We start from the raw sequence: 25,552 nt of genomic DNA on the forward strand, positions 1-25,552 counted from the left end.
TCGACGCGTCCGGGCACCGGCGTGACCTCCACCTGAAGGGCTCGGGCCGGACGCCGTTCGCCCACGGCGATCGCCGGCTGCGCCCGCGTGCGGCAGCTGCGCGAGGGCCTCGACGACGTCCTCGTGCGCGCCGCGGGCGGCGGCGAGCTCCGCGCGACCGAGCTGGACGTCGGCGACGTGGTTCTCGAAGACGGCCTCGGGGACGGACAGGCGGTCCGCGGCGTCGAAGTCGCCGCGCAGGGCCGCGACGCTCACGGCCGCGAGGTACGCGGGCGCCTGTGCGGCGAGCTCGTCGGACTCGAGCGCGAACGCGTGCGCGCGGGCGGCGAGCACCGCGGCGTCGTCCCAGCTCCCGGCGGCGAGCGCGGCCCTCGAGCGCGTCGCGTGCAAGCGGGCCGCCACCACGAGCGACCCGCCGGCCGGGCCGCCCACCGTCGCCTGCGCCGCCTGGGGCTCGTCGTCCGCGAGCAGGATCGTCGCACGGTGCGAGACGAGCACCCCCTCGCTCCGCGCGGCGAGCGCGCGCGCCTCGTCGCGCCGCCCACTCCAGTACAGCCCGAGCATGAGCCAGCCGGCCGCGGGTCCGGGCGACGCCTCGAGCGCGATCGCCCGCTCGGCCCAGTCGATCGCGTCCTGCGCCCGCAGCCGCAGCACGGCGAGGAACGCGGTCCGCTCGGCGACCCGCGCCGCGAGCACGCGGTCAGCGCCCTCTTCGCCCGTCAGCGCCGACCAGGCGCGGCGCAGGCGGCGCTCCGCCTCTTCGCCGTGGCCCGTGCCGAGTGCGACGTAGGCCAGCGCGTTGTCGAGCGCCGGGCCTGGTGCGAAGCCGTCCGTCGTGGTCGCGAGGGCGCGGGCGCGCGGGCTGTCGCCGGCGTACATCGCCGCTTCGATCGCGCCGAGCACGCGGTGTTCGCGCGACGCGCGGTTCGCGCTCAGCTTCGCCGCCGCCTCCAGGGCCCAGACGGCGGGGCGCCACTGGCGGGCGGCGCCGCAGCGCGCGGCGTACGATTCCAGGTCGGCGGCGAGCGGCTCGTCCGGGCCCGGCTCGGCGGCCACGCGGTGGCGCAGCGCGCCCTCTTCGTCGCCGATCGCCGCGGCCGCCGCGGTGTGCAGTCGCGCGCGCCGGCCCGGGGCGAGGTCCTGGTAGACGGCGGCGCGGATCAGCGGGTGCACGAAGCGGACCTCGGCCTCGCCGCCCAGCTCGAGCAGGTGCTCGGCCACGGGCACGTCGAGCGCGTCGAACGGCGCGTCCACCGCGGCCACGCGCGCGACGAGACCCAGAGGCGCCCGCAAGCCGAGCACGGCCGCGGCCTCGACCAGGCCGCGCGCGCCCTCTGGCAACGAGCGCAGCTGCGCGGTGACCACCTCCGCGAACGAGTGCGGGGCGGGCAACGTCGTGTAGGGGTCGCCCCAGGCGCCGGGCGGAACCTCGCGCAGCAGCGCCCGCGCGTGGAGCGGGTTGCCCGCGCTGTGCTCACGGAGCCGCCGGGCGCCGCGCGCCGACAGGACCACGCCGGTGCCGTGCGCGAGCTCGCCCACGTCGTCGGCGGTCAGCGGCTCGAGCAGCACGCCGCGCGCGGTCTTGCGGAGCCCGTCCGGCAGCCGCGCCGTCTCGCCGGCGCGCACGACCAGCACCACGAGCACGGCGTCGTGGACGAGCCGGCGCACGGTGAACAGCAGGGCGCGCAACGACTCCGCGTCCGCCCACTGCGTGTCGTCGACGACCACCACCGCCGGCTGCAGCGTCCCGAGCACGTCGAGCAGCAGCGAGCCGGCCTCGACGTGCCCGCCGGCGTCGGTCCTCCGCCCCGCGTGCCGCAGCAGCTGATCGGCGACCCCGAGCGCCACGCCGGTCTCGGACTCGTCCCCGCTGGCACGGAGCACGGCCACGTCGACCGACGCCAGGAAGCGCTCGACGAGCGCCGTCTTGCCGATCCCGGGCTCCCCCTCGACCAGCACGGCACGCGGTGAACCCTCGCGCGCGACGGCCCACTCGTCGGCGAGCACGTCCAGGTCGCGCCGGCGGCCGACGAACGGTGCGAGGTCGTTCCCGGTGGTTCGTGCGCGAGTCAGACCTACACCCTCGCCGGAACGGGCACGGGTTGTCAACGCGCCCGTAGACGAGCCGCCGCCGACCCGCAGACGAAGCGCGTCAGGTCGAGGGCAACCCCGGTAGCGAACGCAGCGCGTGCGTTGGCACGCTCTCGTGGTCTGGTGCGGTCGGTTGTGGTCGAACCGTGCACCGGAGGAGTGGTACACGCACTAGGAGGAGAGCATGAGAGGCAACACACGCCGGCGCGTCACGCTGACGGCCGCGTTGGTGCTGGTGACGGGCGGTGTGGCCGCCTTCAGCGTACTGCCGAGCCAGGCCGCGGACGACGCGACCGCCCAGGTCAACTACTGGCGGGGCCTGAACCCCGTCACGGCGCTCACGAGCGACACGTTCAAGACGCCACCGGCCACCGATCACCCGTGGGTGCGCTGGAACTGGCCGCCCGCCGCGGTGACGATCCCGCAGCTGGAGGCCGAGCTCGAGCAGCTGCACGCCGCCGGCATCCGCGGCGTCGAGATCGGCCAGGGCGGCAACCCCACCAACGAGCAGCTCACCGCGATCCTCAAGAAGGCGAACGCGCTCGGCATCACGGTCGGGGTCAAGTACGCCGGCGGCGCGCCCGCGACCGGCAGCTGGGTCAACACCAACGACTACACGCGCAAGACGCTCAACAACAGCCGGACCACGGTCAACGGCGGTGAGACGTTCACGGGCGCGTTGCCCGGCACCGGCACGATCGTCGCCGTCCAGGCCTTCCGCTGCACCGCCACCCCGTGCCCGACGACCGGCGCGCGTGAGCTCGACCGCACCAGCCAGATCGACCTCACCTCCCAGCTCACCGGCACCAACACGGACGGCTTCTTCAAGGGCACGACCGCGGGCAGCCTGACGTGGACCGCCCCCGCCGGCGGCCAGTGGCTGATCGTCACCTTCCGCGCCGCCGCGCTGCAGGTCGCCCCCGAGGTGCTGAGCAAGGAGGGCACCGACGCCCTCATCGCCGGCTACGAGGCGCTGTGGACGCCGGAGCTCAAACAGCTCCTCAAGCAGAACCGCTCCGACCTGTTCGTCGACTCGCACGTGACCGACCCGTGGGGCACCGCGACCGACCTCTGGAGCTCGAATATCGAAGCGGACTTCCAGACCCGCGCCGGCTACGCCCTCAAGCCCGACCTCGCCGCGCTCTTCTACACCGACTTCAGCTACGCCGACAAGACGGACGAGCGCATCCGCACCGACTTCTACCAGGTGCGCAACGACCTCTTCATCGAGAACCGGATCACCCGCTTCCAGGACTGGGCGGCGAGCAACGGGCTCGCGCTCAGACTCCAGAACGAGGACCCCGTGGTCGGCGGCGCGGAGCCGCCCTACCAGGACCAGATCGACGTCGCCTACCACCAGCAGCGGCCCGAGTTCGAGTCGCTCTCCGGCGCCGACCAGATCGACATCTACCGGCCGTTCGCGTCCGCCAACCACTGGAACGGCAACCCCTGGTACAGCACCGAGTGCTGCGCGGTCAGCGGCGGCAACTACCTCGAGACGCTGCAGGACGTGCAGGTGCGGATGAACAAGGAGTTCGCCGCCGGCATCACCAAGCTCGTCTACCACATCTACCCCACCGACTACGCGACCACGAGCACGTACCCGGGCTACTCGAACTTCGGCCCGACGAGCTTCTCCGGCAGCTGGGGTCCGCGCAACCCGAACTGGACCGCGGACGCGCCCGCCGTCAACACGTGGATGGCCCGCAACCAGCAGGTGCTCACGCAGGGCAAGGCGGACATGGACGTCGCCGTCTACCTGCACTCGTTCGAGTATCCGAACCTCACCAACGTCAACACCGACGGCTCCTACTACGGCAACAAGCAGTGGGACGACACGGGCCTCGAGCGCGCGGGCTACACGTGGGACTACCTGAACCCGCGGCTGCTCTCCACCCCGGAGGCGAAGGTCCGCGATGGCATCCTCGCGCCCGACGGTCCCTCCTACGGCGCGCTCCTGATCAACAGCGAGATCAACACGCCGAGCCATCCGGTGAAGACGTCGATGCCGATCGCCACCGCCCAGCGCATTTTCGCCCTCGCGAAGGACGGGCTGAAGGTCGTGATCGTCGGCAAGGCGCCCGACCGGGTCGAGGGCAAGGTCGGCTCGGACGCGGCCCTGCGCGCGATCATCACCGAGCTGCTCGCCCAGCCGACCGTCTCGCAGGTGGCGAACGAGGCGGCCGTGCCCGCCAAGCTGGCGCAGCTCGGCGTCCGCCCGGACGCGCAAGCCGCGCAGGCGTCCAACCTCGTCAGCGTCCACCGCGCCGACGACAGCACCGCCACGGACTACTACTTCCTCTACAACCAGGGCGCCGACGTGATCGACACGGCGACCTCGCGCAACAACGTGTTCGAGGACCCGGCGACCTGCCGCGTGCTCACGACCGTCGTCAACCGCTGCGTCGGGTCCGGCGCCGCGTTCGACCAGAGCGTGACCCTGAAGGGCACGGGCACGCCCTACCTGCTGGACACCGACTCGGGCGAGATCACGCCGATCGCGCAGTACACCACGGGCACCGGAACCGTCACCGTGCGCGTGAAGCTCGCGCGCGACGAGTCGACCGTGATCGCCCTCACCCGCCAGGCCGGCCGCTTCGGGGCCGCGCCCTCGCTGCACATCGTCGACACCAGCGCGAAGGACGCCGCGGTCGTCGGCGGCAGCCTCGTCGTTCGCGACACCAAGCCCGGCACCTACACCGCGACGCTGTCCGACGGTCGCACCGGCACCGGCACGATCGGCGCCGTGCCCGCCGCGATCGACCTCACGGGCGCCACCTGGCAGCTCGCCGCGGAGGACTGGAAGCCGGCGAACCCGCTCGGCACCACGGGCCAGGCCGGCTCGGCGGTCACGAAGGACGTCGTGAACGTGACGCTGAACGGGCTGAAGGCGTGGCCGGACATCCCGCAGCTCACCAGCGCGTCCGGCGTCGGCACCTACACCACGACCGTGAACCTGCCGGCCGCCGTGCCGAGCGCGATCCTCAGCCTCGGCCAAGCCGTGGACACGATCAAGGTCACGGTCAACGGCACCGAGGTCGCGGTCGACCAGATCAGCGCGACCGCGGACATCGGCCCGGCGCTGAAGGCGGGCGCGAACACGCTGGTCGTCCGCGTCGCGACCACGCTCAACAACCGGCTCGCGCAGCTGTTCCCGGCGTCGGCCAACCGCGGCCACACGCAGAACTCCGGGCTGGTCGGGCCGGTCACGCTCACCCCGTACGGTGAGGCCGCCGTCTACTCGCGCACGGACGTCCCCGGCACCGTGGGCGGCACCGTCCCGGCCACGCTCGCGCTCTCGCTGAAGGGCCCGGCGACGTTCGGCACGTTCACGCCGGGCGTCGAGAAGGAGTACACGGCGACCACCAGCGCCACCGTCATCTCCACCGCGGGCGACGCGACGCTGAGCGTCTCCGATCCCGGCCACCTCACCAATGGCGCGTTCACGCTCCCGGAGCCGCTGCGCGTGGAGCTCGCCAAGACCACGTGGACCGCGCCCGTGTCCAACGAGGAGGTGGGCATCACGTTCAAGCAGCTGGTGAAGCGCACCGATCCGCTGCGAACGGGCAGCTACAGCAGGACGGTCACGTTCACGCTGTCCACCACGACCCCGTAAGCACGCAGCCGTCGGCAGTCGCGGTCAGCCGCGGCTGCCGACGCGCTCGGGCCGGTTGAGCGTCTCGGGCGGCGGGACGCCCTCGCCCAGCTCCTTCTCGCGCTCGACCTCGGCGTTGATCTCGGCGCCGAACAGCAGCGCGACGTTCGTCAGCCAGAGCCAGAACACGAGCACGATCGCGCCGGCGAAGGCGCCGTAGATCGCGCCCGCGTTCGCGACCCGCGTGATGTAGAGCGAGAAGCCGTAGGACGCCAGCACCCACAGCAGCACGGCGATCGCGGCACCGGGCGTGACCCAGCGGAACGAGCGGTGCTGCACGTCCGGCGTGACGTAGTACAGGAACGAGAACACGAGGGTCGCGACCAGCGCGGCGCCCGGCCAGCGCGCGATGTTCCAGACGCGGGCGACGTCCTCGCCGAACCCCGCGAACCCGAGCAGGTCCTGAGCGAAGCCGCCGCCGACGAAGACGAGCACCAGGCTGACGAGGATCAGCGCCATCAGCACGACGGTCGAGAGCACGTCGACGGTCTTGCGACGCAGGAAGCTGCGGCCGTTGGAGACGTCGAAGACGACGTTCAACGCGCGGCGCGCGGCTTCGAGCACCCCGGTGGTGCCGTACAGGGCGAGCACGGCGCTCACCACGAGCGTCGTGACGGCGGTGCCCTTGGCCTGCAGCGCCTGGCGCAGCGAGCTGTCGAGCGGCTGCAGCAGCGAGGACGGCACGACGTCGCGCAGGTAGCCGAGGATCGCGTCGTAGGTCGCCGGGTACTGCCCGACCAGGCCGAGCAGCGACAGCGCCAGCAGCAGCGCCGGGAACAGCGACATCAGCGAGTAGTACGTCAACGCTGCCGCGTGATGCGTCATCTGGTCGTCGTAGAACGACTTGAGCGTCCGCTTGGTGATGGACCAGATGCGCATATGCGAGTGCGGCGAGCCTAGACGGCCCGCCGCATCGATGTTCTACTTGCGGGAGTCGTCCACGTCGACGCGCTCGGAGCGGACCGTGTCGGACACGGTCTTCTCCTCCGTCGTGACGTCCTTGTCGAGGCGCACGCGCTCCTTGGCGACGGCCTGCTTGTCGACGACGACCTCCTCCTCGTGGAGCACGACCTCGTGCTCCTCCTCGGAGATGGCCGGGCCGGCGTTGGCGTCGCCGCGGTTGGCGTCGGTGATCGGCTCGCGCTCGAGGCGGACCTCTTCGCGACGGACGGGGACGGTCTTCGTGACCTCTTCCTCGACCACGTACTTCTTCAGGCGCACCTTGCCGGCTTCGCGCTCGGTGGTGCCGACGCGCAGCTCCTCCTCGGAGCGGGTCATCGCCTCGTCGGTGTTCGGGCCGCTCGTGTCCTGGCCCGGGCCGCCGCGCTCGTCGGTCGTCGTCGAGCGTCCGCTGCCGGAGGTGCTCACGCCCGCATCGCCGTCGTTGCCGCCGCGACCGTAGTGGCGGTAGAGCGCGTCCTCCTCCTGCGAGGAGAGCGCGCCGTCGGGATCGACCTTCGGGGCATCCTTGACGGTGGCCTTCTCGAACGGGACGCTGACGCCGTTCTCGTTGGCCGTGGCGTCCTGGATCGGGACGAAGGACTGCTTGGTGCCGAACATGCCGGTGGTCACGAGGGCCCACTCGGGCGCGTCGCTGTCGGTGTCGAGGTAGATCTCCTCGATCTTGCCGATCTTGTCGCCGCTCGAGTCGAGCAGATCCTGGCCGCGCCAGCTGAGGATGTCCTGGGTGGTGGTGGCCATGGTGGCCTCCTCTGTGTTGTGGGTCACGCCAGGCCGACCTTGTCGACCTTGCGATGGAAATGGGTGCCGGCCTTGCCGCCGGCGAACGCGGCCAGCAACGTGCCCAGCAGGACCGCGGCGAGCGCGATCAAACCGGCGGTGGTCAGGGAGCCCTCGCCTACGGGGATGCGCGGGAGGTTGAGGTCCGAGAGCACGTTGTACTCGGCGCCGAAGAGCGCGCCGGCGACCGCCAGCGCGACCGTGACGACAAGACCGATGAGCCACACGCCGAGTCCCTGGCGCGGGCCGTTGAAACGGGCCATGCGGCCGGCGACATAGCCGCCGCAGTAGTACGCGGCCAGCAGGATCACGAGCAGCAGCACGCCACCGACGATCCCGATCGTGGTCGCGTTGTCGGACGCGTCGGCGGTGTCCGCCGACGTGAGGCCGACGGCCGCGCCGGTCGCCGCGACCAGGGCGAGCAGCAACGTGGCGAAGCCGACCGCGACGAGCCAGCCGAAGCAGTCCGCGCCCCACGAGAAGCCGCCGAACTCCTCACGCTGCTGCTGGACGACGTTCTTGCGCGTCGGCCGGGCGTTGGGCGTGTCGCTCTCGGCGACGGCGCCCTTGCGGGTGTCGATCGAAGCCATGGTCAGACCGCCGGCGCGACGGCCGCGGGGCCGTTGCCGTCGGCGCGACGAGCGGCTTCGTCCTTGACGCGGCTCGCGTCGTCCTGGGCGCGCTCCTTGCCCACGCGCATGTCGTGCTTGACCTGGCCGCGCTGCTCCTGGCCCTTGTCGTAGGCGTCGGCGAGCATGCGGCCGGCAACCTCGCGGCCGCCGAGGCCGAACGCGAGCGCCATCGCGAGGAAGACGCCGCCGATGAGCGCGGCGTAGGTGATCGTGACGATCTCCGACGCGATCTCGAGCTGGTTGAGGATCATGAACGTGGCGATCGCCATGACCAGCACGGGGACGACCGACCCGACGACCTTGCCGGTGGGCGTGTCGCCCATCGTGCGGGCGACGAGCCCGCCGACGGCCGCGGCGATGACGCCGGCCACGACGAAGATCAGGATCGCGGCGACGACGTTCGGCAGGTACGCCGCGATCGTGGCGACGAAGTCCGTCAACGCGCCGATCCCGAGCTGCGATACCGCGATCGAGATGACGCCGAGGAAGATGAACCAGAACGCGATCGCGGCGATCACGCGGCTCGGCTTCAGGTCAGGTGCGACCTTGTTCACGTACTGCCCGGTTGAACCGTTGTGCAGGGCGCGGTCGAGGCCGACGCTGTCCAGGACCTTGGTCAGAAGGCCCTTGACGACGCGGGCGACGATGAAGCCGATGCCGAGGATCAGCAGGAAGCCGAGCAGCCGCGGCAGAAAGCCGACGAGGCTGTCGAGGCCCTGCTGGATCGAGTCGCTGACCTGAACGGCAGCGGTGAGCGTGGACATGAAGTCCCTCTCTGGAAGAAGTGCGAGGTGCAGCACGCCGGGGCGAACGCTGCTCTCGAACTTTCTCCTTTGCCGTCGCAAGTGAAACAGCGCCTGCGGCAAATCTGACACCAGAAGCAGCATCTGCAACAACGCGTCACGTTTAGTCGCAGCTCTCCCGGGAGAGAATGCTGAGGAGATGCGCACCGATGCCGCCAACAACGCGGAGCGGGTCCTGCAGAGCACGATCACGCTGCTGCGGACCGAGCCCGAGGCCAGCCTGGAGGAGATCGCGGCCGCCGCGGGGGTCTCGCGCGCCACGGTCTACCGCCGCTTCGGGTCCCGCGCGGAGCTGGTCGACACGGCACGCCGCCGCGCGGCCGAGAGCGCCGACGCCAACCAGACCGACGCGCTGCGCCCGCCTGGGGAGCTCGCCGGCGGCCCCACCCCGCTCGACGTCACCGAGGTCCTCAACAAGGTCCCGCCACACTTGCTCGGCGACCAGATCGTCTCGGAGGCCCAGCGGCTCGCGGGCGTCACGTCCGTCGCCCTGTACCTGATCGACCTCGAAGGCACGCACCTGCTGCGGCTGGCGGGCTCGGAGGAGTTCCCGGAGACGCTCGGCCTGCCACTCGCGGTCGGTCCGGAGCTCCCACGCGAAGGGTTGCTGGCGCTGCGCCGGCGGATCGCGGACGAGCTGCCGGGCAGCGTGCTGGCCCCGCTGTCCCTGCGCGGCCGGACGCTCGGGATCCTGCTCGCCGTCGACGCGCCCGAGCACGCGCTCGTCGCGCTCGCGCGCCAGGCCGCGGCGTCGCTGGCGCTGGCCGACGACTACACGGACGTGTTCGACATCGCGCGTCGGCGCAAAGAGACCAGCCCGGCCGCGGAGGTCCAGCAGAACCTGCTGCCGCCCCGGATCGCGCGCATCACGGGCGCGCTGGTCGTCGGCAACGTGCTTCCCGGCTACGAGATCGGCGGCGACTGGTTCGACTACGTCGAGAACCGCGACGGCGCCTGGCTCGGCGTGGCCGACAGCATGGGCTCGGGCACGACCGCGGCCGCCCTCGGCGCCGTGGCGCTCGGCGCGTTCCGGGCCAAGCGCAAGGTCACCGGCGACCTGGAGGCCGCCGTGCTCGCCATCCACGAGACCATCCGCGAGGTCGCCATCGAGGGCGCGTTCGTGAACGCCACGATCGCTCGCTGGCACGCGCCGTCGAGCGCGTTCACCTGGATCACGTGCGGCGAGCAGCGGCCGTTGCTCATCACCGAGCGGGGCGAGCTGCGCGCGATGGAGAGCGAGACCTACGAGAGCCTCGGGCTAGGCCCGGCCAAGCGCTCGTTCGCGGTGTCACGCCGCCGCCTCGCTCCCGGCGAGCGGCTGCTGCTCGTCTCCGACGGCGTGCTCGACCGGCGCACCCGCGACGGCGGCACGTTCGGCACCGACGGCGTGCGCGCGGCCATCCGCGGCGTCGCCGACGCCGCGCCGGCGGAGACCGTCCGCGCGCTCGAGGACGCGATCACGGCCGCCTCGGCCGACCGCCTCGAGGACGACGCGACGATCGTGGTCCTTGCCCCCACGAGCCGCAGGTGATGCGGCGCATGCGCTTCCCCTGGCGCCGCCGGCCGCCCGTGCCGGTGGCCACGCCGGTCCCGGCCGCCGCGAAGCCGCGGCCCGTCCCCGCGGCACCCGCCGACTTCGGCGACCTCGAAGCTCAGGCGCGTTACCACCGCGACCGGCTCGGCCTCTACCGCGCCCGTATGCACGGCCCGCACGCCACGAGCGTGGGGCGCCTGGAGGAGCTCGAGCGGGCGTCCGCCCAGGCCGACGAGCGGCTCAAGACCGCCCGGCGGCTCGGCCACCCCTAGCTCCCGTACCGCTGCTCCTGGCGCTCGCGCGAGATCCGCTGCACGTCCCACGCGAGGCCCGTGGCCTCGAGTGCGCGGATCAGCAGCGCCGACGGGTCGACCTCCCAGACGCGCAGCCCGTGCGCGGCGGAGGTCGGGAACGCGTGGTGGTTGTTGTGCCACGCCTCCCCCATCGACGGCAGCGCGAGCCAGGCGAGGTTGCGCGACTCGTCGCTGGTGGCGAACCGGCGGCGCCCGAACGTGTGGCAGAGCGAGTTGATCGAGAACGTGACGTGGTGCAGCACCGCCATCCGCACCGCGCCGCCCCACAGCAGCCCGCTCAGGCCGGCGGCGAGCGTCCCGCCGAGCGCGAAGCCGAGCGCGAACGGCAGCGCGAAGCCCAGGATCACCCACAGCAGGAACGTGCGGTCGACGAAGCGCAGCGCGGGATCGGCGAGCAGGTCGGGCGCGTAGCGCGAGCGCTTGCCGCGCTGGTCGTGCACGAACAGCCAGCCCATGTGCGCGTGCACCAGGCCGGCGAGCGTGCCGCGCCAGCCGCCGCCGTGGCCGACGTGCGGGCTGTGCGGGTCGCCCTCCTGGTCGCTGAAGGCGTGGTGCTTGCGGTGGTCGGCGACCCACGAGATCACGGGACCTTCGACGGCGCCGGACCCGCACACGGAGAGCGTCACCCGGACCCAGCGCTTGGTCTTGAAGCTGCGGTGCGTGAGGTGGCGGTGGTACCCGACGGTGACGCCGAGCGCCGTGGCGACGTAGAACACGACGAACAGCACGACGTCGAGGACGCTGAGCATGCTGCCCCACGACTGCCAGACGGCGACGCCCAGCGCCACGAACGGCAGCACCGTGGCGCTCCCGGTGACGATCCGGTCGACCGTCTCGTGCTTGACGGGCTCGACGTCGTCGCGGGGCGGGCTGATGGTTACGCCGGACATCCGGCACCTCCGAGAACGAGAATCTACGGTTCTTCGGAAGTCAGACGGCGCAGTCTGGCGACGTCGTCGCGCGATGCCCTCCACCGTCGAGTCTAGACCTCATGCCGGGTCAGCGATCCTCCGGCGACGGTTACTCGTGCAGGGCGCGGGTAGGAACACCCGCGCGGGGTTGGCGCGACCCCGCGATTCGCCACTTCCAGGCCTATAGATCGGAGCCTCGTCTGAGGCCTTCTCCCGGCGGCGTGCTCATCCGCGCCGAGCACGCCGCAATCGAGCACGACCTCGACCGGCTGCCGTCCCCCCAGGCGACGGTCGACGGCATGGCCTTGACGCGGTTGACCCGGCTGGCCGGGAACCTGCTCGGCGTTCCGGTGCAGCTCGTGTCGCGGCTCGTGACCGTCGACACCGCCGAGCCGACGTACTCGAGCCATCTGTGCGCCCACGTGGTCGAGTCCGGTGCGCCGCTGATCGTCGAGGACAGCCGCCGCTCGCCGCTCGCCGCGATCCGGGCGGCCAAGCCCAACGCGTACGCCGGGCTGCCGCTGACGCTGCGCGACGGGCACACGGTCGGCGCGCTGTGCGCGAGCGACAGCACCCCGCGGGCCTGGTCGTCCGCCGACCTGGAGGTGCTGGGCGACCTCGCGGCCGTCGCGGTCGACATGCTGCAGACCCGCCACGCCGACCGCGCCCGCGAGGGACGCGACGCCCTGACCGGCCTGCCCAGCCGGTCGCTGTTCGCCGAGCTCACGCGGAACGCGCTGGCCGAGACCGCGCGCACGCACGTCACGGGCGCGATGCTGGCCGTGGGGCTCGACGGCTTCCGGCTCGTCAACGACGCGTTCGGGCACGACACCGGCGACGCCGTGCTGGTCGCCGTCGCCCAGCGCCTGGCCGCCGGGCTGCGCGGCGAGGGCGCCGTGTGCCGTGTCGGCGGCGACGAGTTCCTGCTGCTGTGCGAAGGCCTGGACGACGATGCCGACGGCGCCCGGCTTGCAGAGCGCGTGCACCACGAGCTCACCAGCGTCCCGATCGCGGCCGGCGGGGACGCGATCCTGATCCGCGCGACGGTCGGCGTCGCGCTCGCCGACACGCCCATCCCCGCCGAGCAGCTGATCGACGCCGCGCTCGAGGCGCTCATCCGCCGCAAGGCCGGAGCCCTCACCGCGACCGGCGCTCCCGACCCCGAGCGGCGCGGGCGCGCCGCGGCGCGGCTGCGGGTCCACCACGCGCTGGCCGGCGCCCACGAGCGCGGCGAGTTCCACCTCGCCTACCAGCCGCTGTTCGACATCCGCACCGGCGAGCTCGCCAGCCTCGAGGCGCTGCTGCGCTGGACGCACCCGGACCTGGGCCGGATCGCCCCCGACGACTTCGTCCCCGCCGCCGAGCGCTCCGGCGCGATCGTGGCGATCGGCGAGTGGACGATCGCCCAGGCCGCCCGCGACCTCGCCCGCTGGCGCGCGAACCCGGCGACGCGTGAGCTGACCGTCGCGGTCAACCTCGCCCCCACCCAGCTGCGCACCGCCGGCCTGCCCGGCGTCGTGCGCGAGGCGCTGGAGGACAACGGGCTGCCCGGCGGCGCGCTCACCCTCGAGATCACCGAGCGCGTCCTGCTCGACGACCGCTCCGGCTACGCCCGCGCGATGCACCGGCTGCGTGACCTCGGCGCCCGGATCGCGCTCGACGACTTCGGCACCGGCTACTCCGCGCTCGGCTACCTCACGAGCTTCCCGTTCGACACGATCAAGCTCGACCGCTCGTTCGTGGCGGCCCTCGACGGCGATCCGCGCGCGGAGGCGCTCGTCGAGGCGATCACGACGATGGCCACCAAGCTCGGCCTGAGCACCGTCGCCGAAGGCGTCGAGACCGCCGCGCAGCTCGAGTGCGTCGCGCAGCTCGGCTGCGACCTCGCGCAGGGCTATCACCTCGCCCGCCCGCTCACGGCGACCGCCCTCGACGAGCGCGCGAGCTTCCGGCCCGGCGCGACCCGCTGAAAAGAGGCTCGCGCGCCGGCCGAAAAGCCCTTAGCATTCGGGACGGAGGGAAGTCGCGCGGGCCAGGACGCGCTCCATGACAATCATCTGGAGGACTGATCTATGCGATCAGTGGGGTGGGCAGCCACAGGCTGTCTGGTGCTCGCGTTCGGCGTCGCGGCGTGCGGCGAGGACGACAACGGGGGTGGCGAAGCCACGCCGGCCGGCGGCGGGGAGGCCGCGGGCAAGAGCCTGACGATCTACTCGTCGGTACCGCTGCAGGGCGCGTCGCGGGTGCAGAGCGAGGCGCTCGTGAACGGCGCCAAGCTGGCGCTCGAGCAGGTGGGCGGCAAGGCCGGCCCGCACACGATCAAGTACGAGTCGCTGGACGACTCGACGGCGCAGGCGGGCTCGTGGACGCCGGAGGCCGAGTCCGGCAACGCGCTCAAGGCCTCGCAGGACGACTCGACCGCGCTCTACATCGGCACGTTGAACTCGGGCGCGGCGAAGGTGTCGATCCCGATCCTCAACGAGGCGCAGATCCCGATGATCTCGCCCGCGAACACGTACGTGGGCCTGACCACCGACGACCCGGGCTCCGAGCCCGGCGAGCCGGACAAGTACTACCCGACGGGCGAGCGGACCTATACCCGCATCGTCCCGAAGGACACGATCCAGGCGGCGGCGCTCGTGACGCTGATGAAGACCGAGGGCTGCACCAAGGTCGCGATGACCAACGACAAGGAGGTCTACGGCGCCGGCCTCGCGCGCGTGGTCGAGCTGTCCGCGAAGGAGCAGGGCCTGACGCTCACGGCCAATGACGCGATCGACAAGAACGCGTCCAACTACCGCTCGCTGGCGCAGAAGGCCAAGAAGGACGGCGCGGACTGCTTCCTGTACTCCGGGATCACGGCCAACAACGCGGTCCAGCAGTTCAAGGACTTCGCGTCGGCGCTGGGCCCGGACGCCAAGCTCTACGGGCCGGACGGCGTCGCCGAGACGGGCTTCGTGTCCGAGAAGGACGGCGGCATCCCGGCCGAGCTCAACGCGCAGGTCAAGGTCACGATCGCCACGCTCTCGCCGGACCAGTACCCGCCCGAGGGCCAGGCGTTCTTCAAGGACTTCACGACCAAGTACGGGGTCGACAACCCGGACCCGTACGCGATCTACGGCTACGAGGCGATGAAGCTGGCGCTCGACGCGATCGAGCGCTCGGAGACCGGCGAGCGGCCCGACATCACGAAGGCGCTGTTCGCGACCAAGGAGCGCTCGTCGGTGCTCGGCACCTACTCGATCGACGAGAACGGTGACACCACGCTCACCGACTACGGCGTCTACGGCGTCGAGGACGGCGAGCTCAAGTTCGACCAGACGATCAAGGCGGCGGCTCAGGGCTAGCCGCTTCGCGCAGCGCGGTCTCCGCGCGGATCATCGAACGCAACTCGGCATAGTGGTCGAGCTGATCGTCGCGCTCCTGAGTCGGCGCGGAGTTGATCAGCTCGGCCATGAGCCGCACGACGGAGCGGTCCAGCGCGCGCAGCAGGTGCAGCACCAGGTCTGTATCGATCGCGTCGAGCAACAGCTCGCCGGTGCCCAACGCGTCGTCGAGCGCGTCCGGATCATCATCGAGGTAGGCCTGCGCGCCGCGCAGGACGTCGCGGTACGGGCCATCGGTGCTGTACCAGATGACGTCGCGCGAGAACTCGATCAGGCCGGCCATGCGCCCGGCAGCTTGCCGGAATCCGGCCGACGTCGCGCGTAGGGTCCATCGCCCCGTGCGCGCGACCACCCACCAGATCGCCGGCGTCGGCCTCGCCGTCGTCGCCGCCGCGGCGCTCGAGGCGAGCACCGCGGACGCGGCCGTGCTCGTGGCCGGCGCGTGGCTTGGCTCTTTGCTCCCCGACGCCGACCGCGCGGGGAGCCGCATCTACCGCACGCGCCGCTTCGAGCGCCGCGCGTGGCCGCTGCGCATCCTCGGCTGGTTCGCGCGGCTGCCGCTGCGCGCGCTCATCCTGCTCGGCCATCGCGGGCTCACGCATTCGCTGCTCGCGGTGGCGGCCGGCGCGGCGGCGGCGTTCGCGCTCGCCTCGCTGCTCGTCCCGTCGGTGGCGAGCGCGGCGGCCGCCGGAGTCGGGATCGGCTACCTCGCGCACGTCGCCGCGGACGCGTGCACGCCGAGCGGCGTCCCGCTGCTCGCGCCGCTCTCGCGCCACCGCCACCACCTCCTCCCCCGCTCCGCCCGGATCCCGACGGGCAGCCTGCGCGAGCTTGCCGTCGCCGCCGTCCTCACCGCCGGCGCGGTCGCGGCGACGTTGCTGCTGACCGGCTGACTATCGTGATCCGTGCATGGATCGCACGCGCGCGTCGGACAATGAGCGTGAGCGTGCCGTCGACCTGCTGCGCGACGCGGCAGCCCACGGACGGATCACGATCGAGGAGCTCGACGAGCGCTGCGCGGCGGCTTACGGCGCGGTGACGCGCAGCGAGCTCGCGGTGCTGGTCGACGATCTGCCGAAGCCGCCCCCTCCGCCTCCCTCAGCCGTTCCGCGGCCCGCCCCGGCCCAGCCCGAGGCACAGGCGCCCGAGCGCAAGCGCCACGAGCCGTTCCCCAGATATCGCGCGCCCGCGCCTCCGCCGTGGGTCAAGCCGTGGCCCGACCTGCGCCCGTGGCTGCCGGGCTGGCAGATGTTCTCCGTGCTCTGGCACACGCCGGCCGATCCGCGCGATGCCGGCCGGTTGATCCACGCTCACGTCGTCCCGCTGTTCACGGAGGTCGGGTTCGTGATGGTGCACCGCGGCGAGGACAAGACGATGCTGCAGAACGACCGCGGCGACGTCGTCTGGATCGAGCTGGCCGTCCACGACGCCCACACCGAGACCCACGTGTGGGGCGTCGCACCCCGCGACGTGCGCCAGGGCTTGAAGCGGCTTGCTGCATAGAACCTTTCGCGGGATGGCTCGAACCCTTTCGTTTCGTCAGCGCGCCGACCATTCTCGGCGCGCCCGCTCAAGTTCCGGTGCGGCGCTGCCGATACTGCGCCCCGCATGCAGCAGACGACCACGCCGGACCCGAGCCTCGAGCTCATCGGTCTTGTTCAGCGGCTCTCGTTGGCCCGCTCGCTCGCAGAGATCCAGTCGATCGTGCGCAGCGGCGCACGCCGGCTCACGGGTGCCGACGGCGCGACGTTCGTGCTCCGCGACGGCGACAAGTGCTTCTACGCGGACGAGGACGCGATCGAACCGTTGTGGAAAGGCCAGCGGTTCCCGCTCGGCCAGTGCATCTCCGGCTGGGCGATGAACAACCGCCGGTCGGTGGCGATCGAGGACATCTACGTCGACGACCGGATCCCGCACGCCGCGTATCGGCCGACGTTCGTCAAGAGCCTGGCGATGGTCCCGATCCGCACGCTCGAACCGGTCGGCGCGATCGGCAACTACTGGGCCCACCAGCGCCAGCCGAGCGACCACGAGCTCGATCTGCTGCAGGCGCTCGCCGACTCCACCGCGGTCGCGATCGAGAACGTCCAGGTCTATGACCAGCTCGACGCCGCGCGCACCGAGACCCTGCAGTGCCTGGCCCGCGCCGCCGAGTACCGCGACGGCGCGACCCACGAGCACACCGAGCGCGTCGCCGGCCTCGCCGCCCAGCTGGCCACGGAGCTCGGCTGGACCGCCGAGCGCGTGGAGCTGCTGCGGCTCGCCGCGCCCCTGCACGACATCGGCAAGCTCGCCGTCGCGGACGCCGTGCTGCTGAAGGCCGGCAAGCTCACCGACGAGGAGTTCGACCAGGTCAAGGAGCACGCCGAGGCCGGCGCCTCGATCCTCTCCGGCACGCACTCCGACGTGCTCCAGATGGGCCGCGAGATCGCCCGCACCCACCACGAGTGGTGGGACGGCAGCGGCTACCCGCACGGCCTGCGCGGCGCGGACATCCCCGACGCGGGGCGGATCGTCGCACTCGCCGACGTCTACGACGCCCTGACCTCGCCGCGCCCCTACAAGGACGCGTGGACCCACGAGCAGGCCCGCGACGAGATCGTCCGCCTGCGCGGCCGCCACTTCGACCCGGCCGTGGTCGACGCGTTCCTGCGCCTGCGCCCGTAAGCGCTAGGGGAGCTTCGCGGTTCGCGTCACCACCGTCCGCTCCTCCACGCCGTCATACACGACCAGCCGGATCTCGGTTCCCGGCCGGTGCGCGCGAATGCGCAGGACGGTCTCGGCGGCGCCGGTGACCGGGATGCCGTCGATCGAACGGATCACCTCGCCAGGGCGCAGCCTCGCACCAGCGGCTGGACTGCCGTTCTCGACGCCGCCGACGCTCACGGGCTCCCCCGGAGCGCCGACGATGTGGACGCCGAGGTAGCCGCGCGTGAGGAGCATCTGGTCGATGTCGCGGGCGGAGGTCAGGGCCGTGCCGACCAGGAGGAGCACCACGAACGCCGCGCACCACAGCACGCGGCGGGCGGTCCGCAACCCTTTGAGTGGCGAGAGCGTCATATCGCTCCCCAGCCACTCGACGCGGGCGGCGTCGTAGTCGCCGAGCTTGAGCCCATCGCCTCCGGATTCGGCCTCCCGCCCCGCCCGGTCAAAGACCGCCTGGCCGAACCGCTCGACCTCGGGAGCGGCGTCGAGGAGAAAGCAGAGCTCGGCGAGCAGCGGCCACAGCGACATCGACGTCCGTCCCGCGCACGCCGCTGCCGCGGCACTCGCCCGTACCGCCTCGAACACGGCCGGGGACAGCACGAGCGGCGCTCCCGAACCGACGCACACGACGCGGTCGGGCGTATCCGTCGCCGGCTCTGAGACGTGCTTGACCGCCGCCCGAGCATCGGGCAGATCCCGAGCGATCGGATCGACGTCCACCGCCGCTTCGAGCACGTCCGCCGCGGACACCGTCGCCTGCGCGCGCGCCGCCGCGGCCCTCAAGACCCGGTCCAGCGCGAGGTCCGCCGGGGCGCGGAAGCGCACCGGCGCGACGTCCGACGCATGCTCGCGAGCCGTCGGCATCCCGTCGGCGTCCCAGTGCTGCGGTCGGTCCTTCCGGGGGCGTGACGCTGGGGCGACCGTGGACCACACGGCCAGACAGGCCCAGTCCATCGGCGGCGCGTCCCGCCAGCGCTCGCGCTCGGCACCCGGAGGCGGCAGCACGGCCTCGCGGACCGCGAGTGAAAGGGAGGCTCCGGTCGGCAGCCTGGCCGCGACGGAGTGGAGCAGCCGAACCACGCCGGTGGCCGGCGTCGGGGTGACGGCGCCGACCACGGTGCGCGCCCCGTTCATCAGACACGCGATCGGGAAGCCGAACGGCTCCTCGCCCGCATTCACCTCACCCGCACCGATCCAGCAATTGCCCAGGATCACCGCCGGCGGCCACGGTAGGCGAAGCGCCGAGATGGCCGACAGCGAGGCGTCACCCATCAGGATCACGTTGTCGGTCACGCTTCTCCCGGCCTGTCCGTGGGCCAGGATGACGGCGAGGTCGGGCCGGGGCAGGGTGCCGAGCGCCAGCTCGAACTCGGCGCGCGTCGCGCTGGAGCGCACCTCACCGACCCAGGCCGGCGCCGCCGCTCCCGCCAGGACCCGTTCGTCGACCTGCGTGACGATCACGCCCGAACCCCCACGCTCGTCGCCCACGTCCGCGCTGAGCAGGGTCAAGGACGGTGTCAGCTGGACGTCGGCAAGCTCGGCGAGCGCGACGCCGTCCACGTGCAAGCCCGGGAAGGGCAGGCTGGCCAACGGACCGTCCGGGACGATGACGAGGCATGCTCGCCCACCGTCCCGGGCGGCGGACCGGAGCTCGTCCCCGAGCGTTTCCGGCAGGATGGACCGGGCGAGCGCCGTCCACAGGTCATCCCAGAGCGGAACGCCGAACGCCGCTTTCACGGCCGCGTGACGACGGTCCGTGATCGCGCTCAGCAGCTCGCTCGCATCACCGTCGTCGATGCGCGAGAAGAACGTCGCCTCGCCGAGCGTGGGCGAGATCAGGACGCCGCCCACGCTCCAGCCGGCCCCGTCGCGCGAGCAGTGGTAGACGAGCCCGACGCCCGAGCCGAGCGCGCGTCGCACCGCCGCCAGGTCCACGGCGTCCAGCAGCAGCGCGGCGTCGCGAGCGTGCGTGAACCGCTCGACCGCGGCGCTCCGCGCGTCCGCGGCGACCGCCGCGTCGCTCTCGCCCTCCGCGCGCGCCAACTGCTCCAGCAGCGCGTCCAGCTCGTCGTCGGTCGCGAGCGGGTCGCCACGCAGCGCGGCGCCGAGCGTGGTCCGATGGACCGACTCGAGCAGCCACATCGCCAGCTCGCCCGCCTTCTCGCGGTGCCAGACGACGTCCGTCGCGAGGCGCTCGAACATGGTCGTGTAGAGCCGACGCAGGCTCTGCACCCATGCGCCACGGCTGGCTCCCTGTCGCAGCGGACCGCGTTCCCGCTCGATCACCTCGAAGGACACGCGCACGAGGTCGAGGGCGTGCGACTCATGCTCCGATGTCCCGGCCCCGGCACGCAACAGGTTGCCGGCCGCGCGCACCATGACGTCGGCGCTGCGCGTCCGATCCTTGATGAGCGCGAACTCCTCGTACGCGTCCGTGTAGGCATCCGCGGCGTCCAGCAGCTCACCCCGAGCGTCGTGGATGGAGCCGATGGTCTCGAGCGCCAGCCCGCGCACGCGTTGCATTCGCAGGTGCTCGTCGAACGCGAGCTCCGTCAAGGGGTGAACGGTCACGGCGCGGACCACCTCGCAGAGCGCATACGCGCTTTCCCGTGCCCCCTCGGGGTCTCGCTCCCTGGATGTCCGGACGTGTTGGAGCAGCTCCAGGGCGACGGCAGCCGGTCGTCGCTGCCAGACGAGCCGTAGCCAGCGGCGCCCCGGGTCAGGGTCGGAAGGCGGGGCGTCGTCGAGCTCGGCGTGCAGCTGGGCCGCGAGCGAGCGGAGCGCCGGCGGCGTTCGACGCGCCACGGCCTCGGCCTGTGCGATCGCGTCGGCGGCATCCCGGTCGCGGCCGACGCTCTGCAGGAACAGCGCATAGGCCGAGAGCACCGCTGGCTCCCGCGCGACGCGCGAGCACGCCAGCGCGTCGCGGCTCAGCCGCTCGGCGTCGACGATCCCCGACCGAGCCAAGCAGTGCTCGATCGCACGGGCGCGCACGTACGCCTCGGATCGAGGGTCGCCGTGTCGGCTGAACACCCGCACCGCCTCGTCCAGGGCCGCTTCGACGCCCTCACCGCTCGTGTAGAAGGTGCCGTCCGGGATCACCGTCGCGCACCACCGCAGGACCCGAACGCCGTTCAGCGACCGCAGGGCGCGCAACGACGGCCTGAACCCGGCCCTCGTCTCGCCCCGCAGCCGAGCCCGATCACGCCACCGCGGGAGCCGCACTACGATCAGCAACGCAACGGCCAGCGGAGCGAAGCGGCCCACGACGGTGCCCGGCGTGTCCCACAGCTTCAGGAACGCCGTTAGGGCGATGAGTGCCCCGGCGAGCAGGAGCAGCACGACCCGCCGCGGCGGCGATCGGTCGTCGTCGAGCGCGGCGCCGAGACGGAGACACGCCAGGGCGACCGCGCCGGCAAGGAGCGCCGGGAACCAGATCTGTGCTCCCGTCGCCACGATGGCCGCGTCGCTCGACCTCAGCCGCCGGCCGACCGTCGGATCGAACGCGACGTCGTTGAACTGCGCTCCGAAGAGCACCGCGAGCACGACGAAGATGCCGACGACCACCAGGTCATCCGCCCAGCTGCGCGCCACCGCTACGACGCGGTATGTCCGCGCGTCGAGGAAGGCCGCCGCCGTCATGCCGGGAGGTCGCCGCGGAGCGGCAGCAACGAGATGCAGACCGCTCCGAGCCCGTCCGCCACGGAAGGCAGCTCCGTCGACCGCAGGTACGCGAGCTGCGCGGCTCGCAGCGCCGCCGCCGGCGGCTGCGCCCGGGCGAGGTCCGTGCCGACCCTGGCGTAGAGACGCACGGTGGTCGGAGCCGGATCGTCGTCGGAGGCACCCGTGATCCGGACGACCGCCGCGATCACCGTGGTGGCGCCTCGCAGCATGCACGAGATCGGGAGGCCGAGCGGCTCTCCGCCCAGTCGCGGGTCGATCCGGCCGATGACGCAGGCCGCGAACACGACCCAATCGGGCCACCCGTGCGACAGCGCACCGCCTGCGGAGAGCCAGCGGTCGTCCGGGAACTGCACCCGCTGCTGCAGGCCGGTGCCCTCCCCGTGCGTGCCCAAGTAGGCGCCGCCGTGGACCTGGGCGTCCAACCCGTCGGTGAACGCGTCACGGGTCTCGGCCCTGACGACCGACAGGCGTTCACGCAGCAGATCGAGCACCGGCTCCGACGCGTGCGCCAGGACGCTGTCGCGGCCCGCGCGTCTCCTCCAGACGCCCGATCCGGCGAGATCGTAGGCCGGGACCAGCTGGATGACGGCCCGCTCGGCCAGCGGACTTCCAGCCACCGAGAGCGCGGCCCACGGAACACCGGCGACGTAGCCGTCGGGCACGATCAACAGCCGCTCCGGACGGTCGGGGTCGGCCATGACGAGTCGGTCGCGCAGGCCCTCGGGGAGCAGCGCGTCCGCCAGTTGCTGCCAGACCGGCCCGGAGTCGTCCCACGGGTAGTGCAGCTCACCACCACTGAAGCCTCGGCCCGCACGAAGCCGGCTCACGGCATGCTCCGGCCCATATGCGGGCCGGTCCACCCGGTGGACGCGCGCGCCGCCTTCGGGACTCACCCACACGCACCAGGTCGCGCCTCCAGGGGCGACGTTGAACGCCAGGACGTGTCCGTTCGCGCGTGCCACGGCCCTCAGGTCCTCGGGGTGGACGGCACGCTCCCGGAAGACGGCGGCAGCGACGGCCGACATCTCGCTGGCGACGTCCGCGTGCCCGTTGCTGTCCACGTCGATGCCCCGCAGGCGGTCGGCGACCTCGCGTGGAAACGACAGGTCACGTTCACTGAGCATCTGTGAGATGGCGCTGCGTCGTAGCGACTCGACGAGCACTGCAGCCGTGATGCCGGCCGTCGCGACGCCCGCCTCGTCCGCGCGCTCGAGCGCGCCGAGGGCCTGCTCATAGACGTCCTGCCCCGCGACGATCATGGCCATCCGCCGCTCCGTGCTGCTGAGCTGCCCGCGCCGCTGCTCCAGCACCTCGGTCCCCGCGGCGATCTCCCCGACCGCAGCCTGGAAGCGCCGGCGCTCGGCCAGCGAGCATCCGAGCAGGATCCGCGCGACGGCGCGCCAGTACGGATCTCCCTGCGTGGAGAGCCGCCGCAGCGCGTCCCTGAGCTTCGTCTCGGCACGGTCCGGACGTCCGGACTCCAGCTGGATCCGGCCGGCGAGCACCATCGCCCGTCCCTGCGCGCTGGCCACGGCACGCGCCGTCTGCGCGTCGAGCTCCTCCAGCTCGAGGCCGGGCGACGCATCCAGGTGCATGTCCTCGAGCCGTCGCAGCGCCGCTTCCCGATCCTTGTCGGCGTACATCGCGGACGCGACCACCAGCTCACGGTCGATCATCTGCGCGAGACCCGTCGCGACGACCCGAGGCGGCGGATGCTCCCTGAGCACCTCAAGCGCCTCGGCCGACTCGTCGAGGCGCGCGTGGGTCTCAGCCAGCGCCACGGCGATCTGCCGTGCCTGCGCCGTGCGCGCCTTCGCCTGCTTCAGCGCCAGCGCCAGCTGGTCGCGGCCGAGCGCGTCCTGGCCCAGCTGCACCTGCAGCATCCCGACGGCGTAGTGCCCCGTGACGGTGAACGCGTGGTTCGTCTCTCCGAGACGATCGAGGCGCTTCGCAGCGTCGTCGAGTTGCCCGGCTTCGAGCTGCCACAGCGCGATTCTCGCGTTGCAGTCGGCGACCAGCGAAGGGTTGGCAGCGGCTTTCGGGTCAGCCGCCAGGTCCTCCAGCATCTCGATCGCCAGCGGCACGCGGAATGCCGCCGCCGCTTCGTCGGCCGCCAGCCAGACGTCGCGCAACCGCCGGGGTGTCCTGCGCGGCGGCGCCCAGGGCTCTCGCTTCGGGCCGCTGACGATCCAGCGCTCGAGTGAGGCCCGGATCTGGTGCGACGCGATGCCGACGATGATCCCCACCGCGATCGCCCCGGCGGACTCGGGACCGATGGCCACGTAGGCGACGGCCGCGACCACGGCGGCGCGGACGAACGGCACCTTGCGGCGCCCGATGAGCACGGCCAGAAGCACCGCCACCACCATCGGCGGCGCGTACCGCAGCAGCTCGCCGTCGATTGGACCCACGGGCGCGGGCCCGACGACGAACGCCGCTGTGAGCGCGGCGAGCACGATTCCCAGCACCCTCGCCCCCGCGCCGACAACAAGGTCGAGCACGTACGACCGCTGCAGCTCGCCACCGAAGTGGATGCCCTCCGCTCTGTCACTCCAGCGCCCGGTCACCGCCGAGCGCACGACGCGGAGGCCCGTCCGGACCATCGTGACGGGCCGCATCTCGGCCCACGCCGCGGCCACGAGCTGCGCGGCGAACGCCCACAGCTCGTCCCGTTCCTGCGTGTTCGTCGCGATGGCCGTCCGGAGCCGGAGCTCGGCTTCGTCGTACGTCCCGCCCTCGAGGTCGAGGCCGTCCAGCACGTGACGGCGGGCAACCGCGATTCGCTCGAGCCCTCGACGCCGGCACCCCCGGTCCCCGAAGCCTCCGGCCGCCGCGAGGACCACTTCGGCCAGCACGGCGCGTACGACCAGCAGAGCGCCGGCGACCGGAGCGAGGACGGCCAGCCCGCCGGCCAGCACCACGGCCGCTCCCGGCAGGCGAAGGAGCCGCAGCCAGGCCACCGCGACGGTGAGACCGACGACGCCCACCGGCGCGTCGTCGACGACGGCCGCCGCCACGATCGCGCCGACCGCGAGCACGGGACGCCCGACCGCCCAGAGCAGGCGAAAGCCCCGCGGAAGTCCGTACCAGGGCTCGAGCGGACCGCCGCTCGCCGTCCGCGCGGCCACTGGGTCCGGCTTGACCCGCGCGAGCACCGGAGCGACCGGAGCTGGGCGCCGGTCTCGTTTCCACCAGGCCAGCGCACGGACCCCGTCCCGCAGCATGGACGCGAGGACGACGACCCACACCCCCGCTTCGAGGAACCGCAGCCTGATGAGCCGCCCCCGCGTGAGCACGGCCAGCTCCTCTCTCGGGAGCAGCTCGTCGGTGCCCGGAGGGAGCTTCATCGCCAACTCCGTCCGCGTCACCAGACCGCGTGCGGCGGCGCTCTTGCCGAAGGTCTGGAAGCCGGCCAGCAGTTGGCTCTCCGAGAGCGGCAGCGCGTCCCGCAGGACGGCGGTCTCCACCCATTCGTGAGCGGCCGAGTGCACGACCAGCACCGCGGAACCGGCCAGCCCGTCCGGGGTCAAGCGGATGTCGGCGGTCCGCACGTAGGCGTCTGCCAGCGCCACCGCCTCGCACGCGAACCGGGTGCAGTCGCCGCCTCGCGGATCCGCGAGGATCCCGCCGTCGAACGCGGCCCGCCCCGGGTCGGCACCGAGATGACGTCCCCAGAGCTCCGGTGCCTCGCTTCGGGCGAGCGCCACCATGTGCCAGGTCGAGATCGGCTCGTCGCCGGCGACCGCACGCAACTGGGCGTGGAGGTCCGGCGGCAGGAGGGCGAACGCGGACGCGAGCACAGCCGGATCGGCCGTCGGCCGGCGCAGGATGAACAGCAGGAGCAGCGACTCGTGCGTCAGCGCGCTCGCCGCGGCGACGATCGCCACCGGCCACTCGCCCAAGATGAGCGCCACGAGCGCCAGCACGACCGAGGCGACAGCGCCTTGCGCGACGACGAACATCGCGACGAACGCGACGGCGGTACGGCGCAGGTCACCTTCGAGCGCGCCCGTCACCGTCAGGATCAGCAGCGCGATCTCGACGAGGATGAACACCCTGCCGGGGACCCGTGAGCGAGACGCGGTCATCAGCGTGC

The 25,552-nt window shown here is 72.5% G+C and carries 17 protein-coding genes; 8 read left to right on the forward strand and 9 right to left on the reverse strand.

The features are described 5' to 3' along the window. Positions 1 to 2,259 (reverse strand): AAA family ATPase (locus OJ997_RS21390; RefSeq protein WP_270027269.1); only part of this gene is annotated, 2,259 nt, incomplete at its 3' end. Positions 2,260 to 2,275: 16 nt separating this feature from the next. Here OJ997_RS21390 and OJ997_RS21395 point away from each other — a divergent pair. Next, positions 2,276 to 5,707, forward strand: coding sequence for a glycosyl hydrolase (locus OJ997_RS21395; RefSeq protein WP_270027270.1), 3,432 nt, complete (start codon positions 2,276 to 2,278; stop codon positions 5,705 to 5,707). 24 nt (positions 5,708 to 5,731) lie between these two features. Here the strand turns inward: OJ997_RS21395 and OJ997_RS21400 are convergent, their stop codons facing one another. Genes OJ997_RS21400 through OJ997_RS21415 form a run of 4 tightly spaced genes read right to left on the reverse strand, consistent with a single transcriptional unit; the run spans position 5,732 to position 8,882 of the window. Further along, complete coding sequence (locus OJ997_RS21400; protein ID WP_270027271.1) at positions 5,732 to 6,625, reverse strand: YihY/virulence factor BrkB family protein; 894 nt, start codon at positions 6,623 to 6,625, stop codon at positions 5,732 to 5,734. A 42-nt stretch (positions 6,626 to 6,667) separates the two neighbouring features. Then, positions 6,668 to 7,447, reverse strand: coding sequence for a DUF2382 domain-containing protein (locus OJ997_RS21405; protein ID WP_270027272.1), 780 nt, complete (start codon positions 7,445 to 7,447; stop codon positions 6,668 to 6,670). Between the two features lie 23 nt (positions 7,448 to 7,470). Then, positions 7,471 to 8,076 (reverse strand): hypothetical protein, encoded by a 606-nt coding sequence (locus OJ997_RS21410; protein ID WP_270027273.1) that lies wholly within the window; start codon positions 8,074 to 8,076, stop codon positions 7,471 to 7,473. Positions 8,077 to 8,078: 2 nt separating this feature from the next. Continuing rightward, on the reverse strand, positions 8,079 to 8,882 hold the full coding sequence (locus tag OJ997_RS21415; protein ID WP_270027274.1) for a mechanosensitive ion channel family protein: 804 nt from the start codon (positions 8,880 to 8,882) through the stop codon (positions 8,079 to 8,081). Positions 8,883 to 9,060: 178 nt separating this feature from the next. On the opposite strand from OJ997_RS21415, the gene OJ997_RS21420 reads away from it, so the two are divergent. Next, a complete protein-coding gene (locus OJ997_RS21420) occupies positions 9,061 to 10,452 on the forward strand; it encodes a PP2C family protein-serine/threonine phosphatase (RefSeq protein ID WP_270027275.1) in 1,392 nt (463 codons plus the stop codon). Between the two features lie 8 nt (positions 10,453 to 10,460). Next, entirely contained in the window at positions 10,461 to 10,727 is a 267-nt protein-coding gene (locus OJ997_RS21425; protein ID WP_270027276.1) for a hypothetical protein, read from the forward strand. On the opposite strand, the gene OJ997_RS21430 is transcribed toward OJ997_RS21425, so the two are convergent. After that, positions 10,724 to 11,659 (reverse strand): acyl-CoA desaturase, encoded by a 936-nt coding sequence (locus tag OJ997_RS21430; protein WP_270027277.1) that lies wholly within the window; start codon positions 11,657 to 11,659, stop codon positions 10,724 to 10,726. The two genes, OJ997_RS21425 and OJ997_RS21430, sit on opposite strands and share 4 nt — an antisense overlap. 242 nt (positions 11,660 to 11,901) lie before the next feature. Here OJ997_RS21430 and OJ997_RS21435 point away from each other — a divergent pair, with 242 nt between their 5' ends. Then, on the forward strand, positions 11,902 to 13,650 hold the full coding sequence (locus OJ997_RS21435) for a putative bifunctional diguanylate cyclase/phosphodiesterase (RefSeq protein ID WP_270027278.1): 1,749 nt from the start codon (positions 11,902 to 11,904) through the stop codon (positions 13,648 to 13,650). Between the two features lie 138 nt (positions 13,651 to 13,788). After that, positions 13,789 to 15,027 carry a branched-chain amino acid ABC transporter substrate-binding protein gene (locus OJ997_RS21440; RefSeq protein WP_270027279.1) on the forward strand — a complete coding sequence of 413 codons (1,239 nt, stop codon included), beginning with the start codon at positions 13,789 to 13,791 and terminating at the stop codon, positions 15,025 to 15,027. Here the strand turns inward: OJ997_RS21440 and OJ997_RS21445 are convergent. Then, positions 15,005 to 15,349, reverse strand: a complete 345-nt coding sequence (locus OJ997_RS21445) for a hypothetical protein (protein ID WP_270027280.1) — start codon at positions 15,347 to 15,349, stop codon at positions 15,005 to 15,007. The two genes, OJ997_RS21440 and OJ997_RS21445, sit on opposite strands and share 23 nt — an antisense overlap. Before the next feature lie 55 nt (positions 15,350 to 15,404). Between OJ997_RS21445 and OJ997_RS21450 the strand changes: the two genes are divergently transcribed. The 3 genes from OJ997_RS21450 (at position 15,405) to OJ997_RS21460 (ending at position 17,733) form a co-directional block, all read left to right on the forward strand. Further along, positions 15,405 to 15,959, forward strand: a complete 555-nt coding sequence (locus OJ997_RS21450; RefSeq protein WP_270027281.1) for a metal-dependent hydrolase — start codon at positions 15,405 to 15,407, stop codon at positions 15,957 to 15,959. 16 nt (positions 15,960 to 15,975) lie between these two features. Then, entirely contained in the window at positions 15,976 to 16,569 is a 594-nt protein-coding gene (locus OJ997_RS21455) for a DUF1707 SHOCT-like domain-containing protein (RefSeq protein ID WP_270027283.1), read from the forward strand. Between the two features lie 105 nt (positions 16,570 to 16,674). Next, positions 16,675 to 17,733, forward strand: coding sequence for an HD-GYP domain-containing protein (locus OJ997_RS21460; protein ID WP_270027284.1), 1,059 nt, complete (start codon positions 16,675 to 16,677; stop codon positions 17,731 to 17,733). Positions 17,734 to 17,736: 3 nt separating this feature from the next. Here the strand turns inward: OJ997_RS21460 and OJ997_RS21465 are convergent, their stop codons facing one another. After that, positions 17,737 to 21,414, reverse strand: a complete 3,678-nt coding sequence (locus tag OJ997_RS21465; RefSeq protein WP_270027285.1) for a CHAT domain-containing protein — start codon at positions 21,412 to 21,414, stop codon at positions 17,737 to 17,739. Beyond that, the gene (locus OJ997_RS21470; protein ID WP_270027286.1) at positions 21,411 to 25,544 is read right to left on the reverse strand and encodes a CHAT domain-containing protein; all 4,134 of its coding nucleotides are present in this window, start codon (positions 25,542 to 25,544) and stop codon (positions 21,411 to 21,413) included. Before OJ997_RS21470 ends, OJ997_RS21465 begins: the two co-directional genes overlap by 4 nt. Positions 25,545 to 25,552 lie beyond the last annotated feature (8 nt).

Origin of the sequence: Solirubrobacter phytolaccae, assembly GCF_027587195.1 — a bacterium.
Classification (GTDB): Bacteria; Actinomycetota; Thermoleophilia; order Solirubrobacterales; family Solirubrobacteraceae; genus Solirubrobacter; species Solirubrobacter phytolaccae.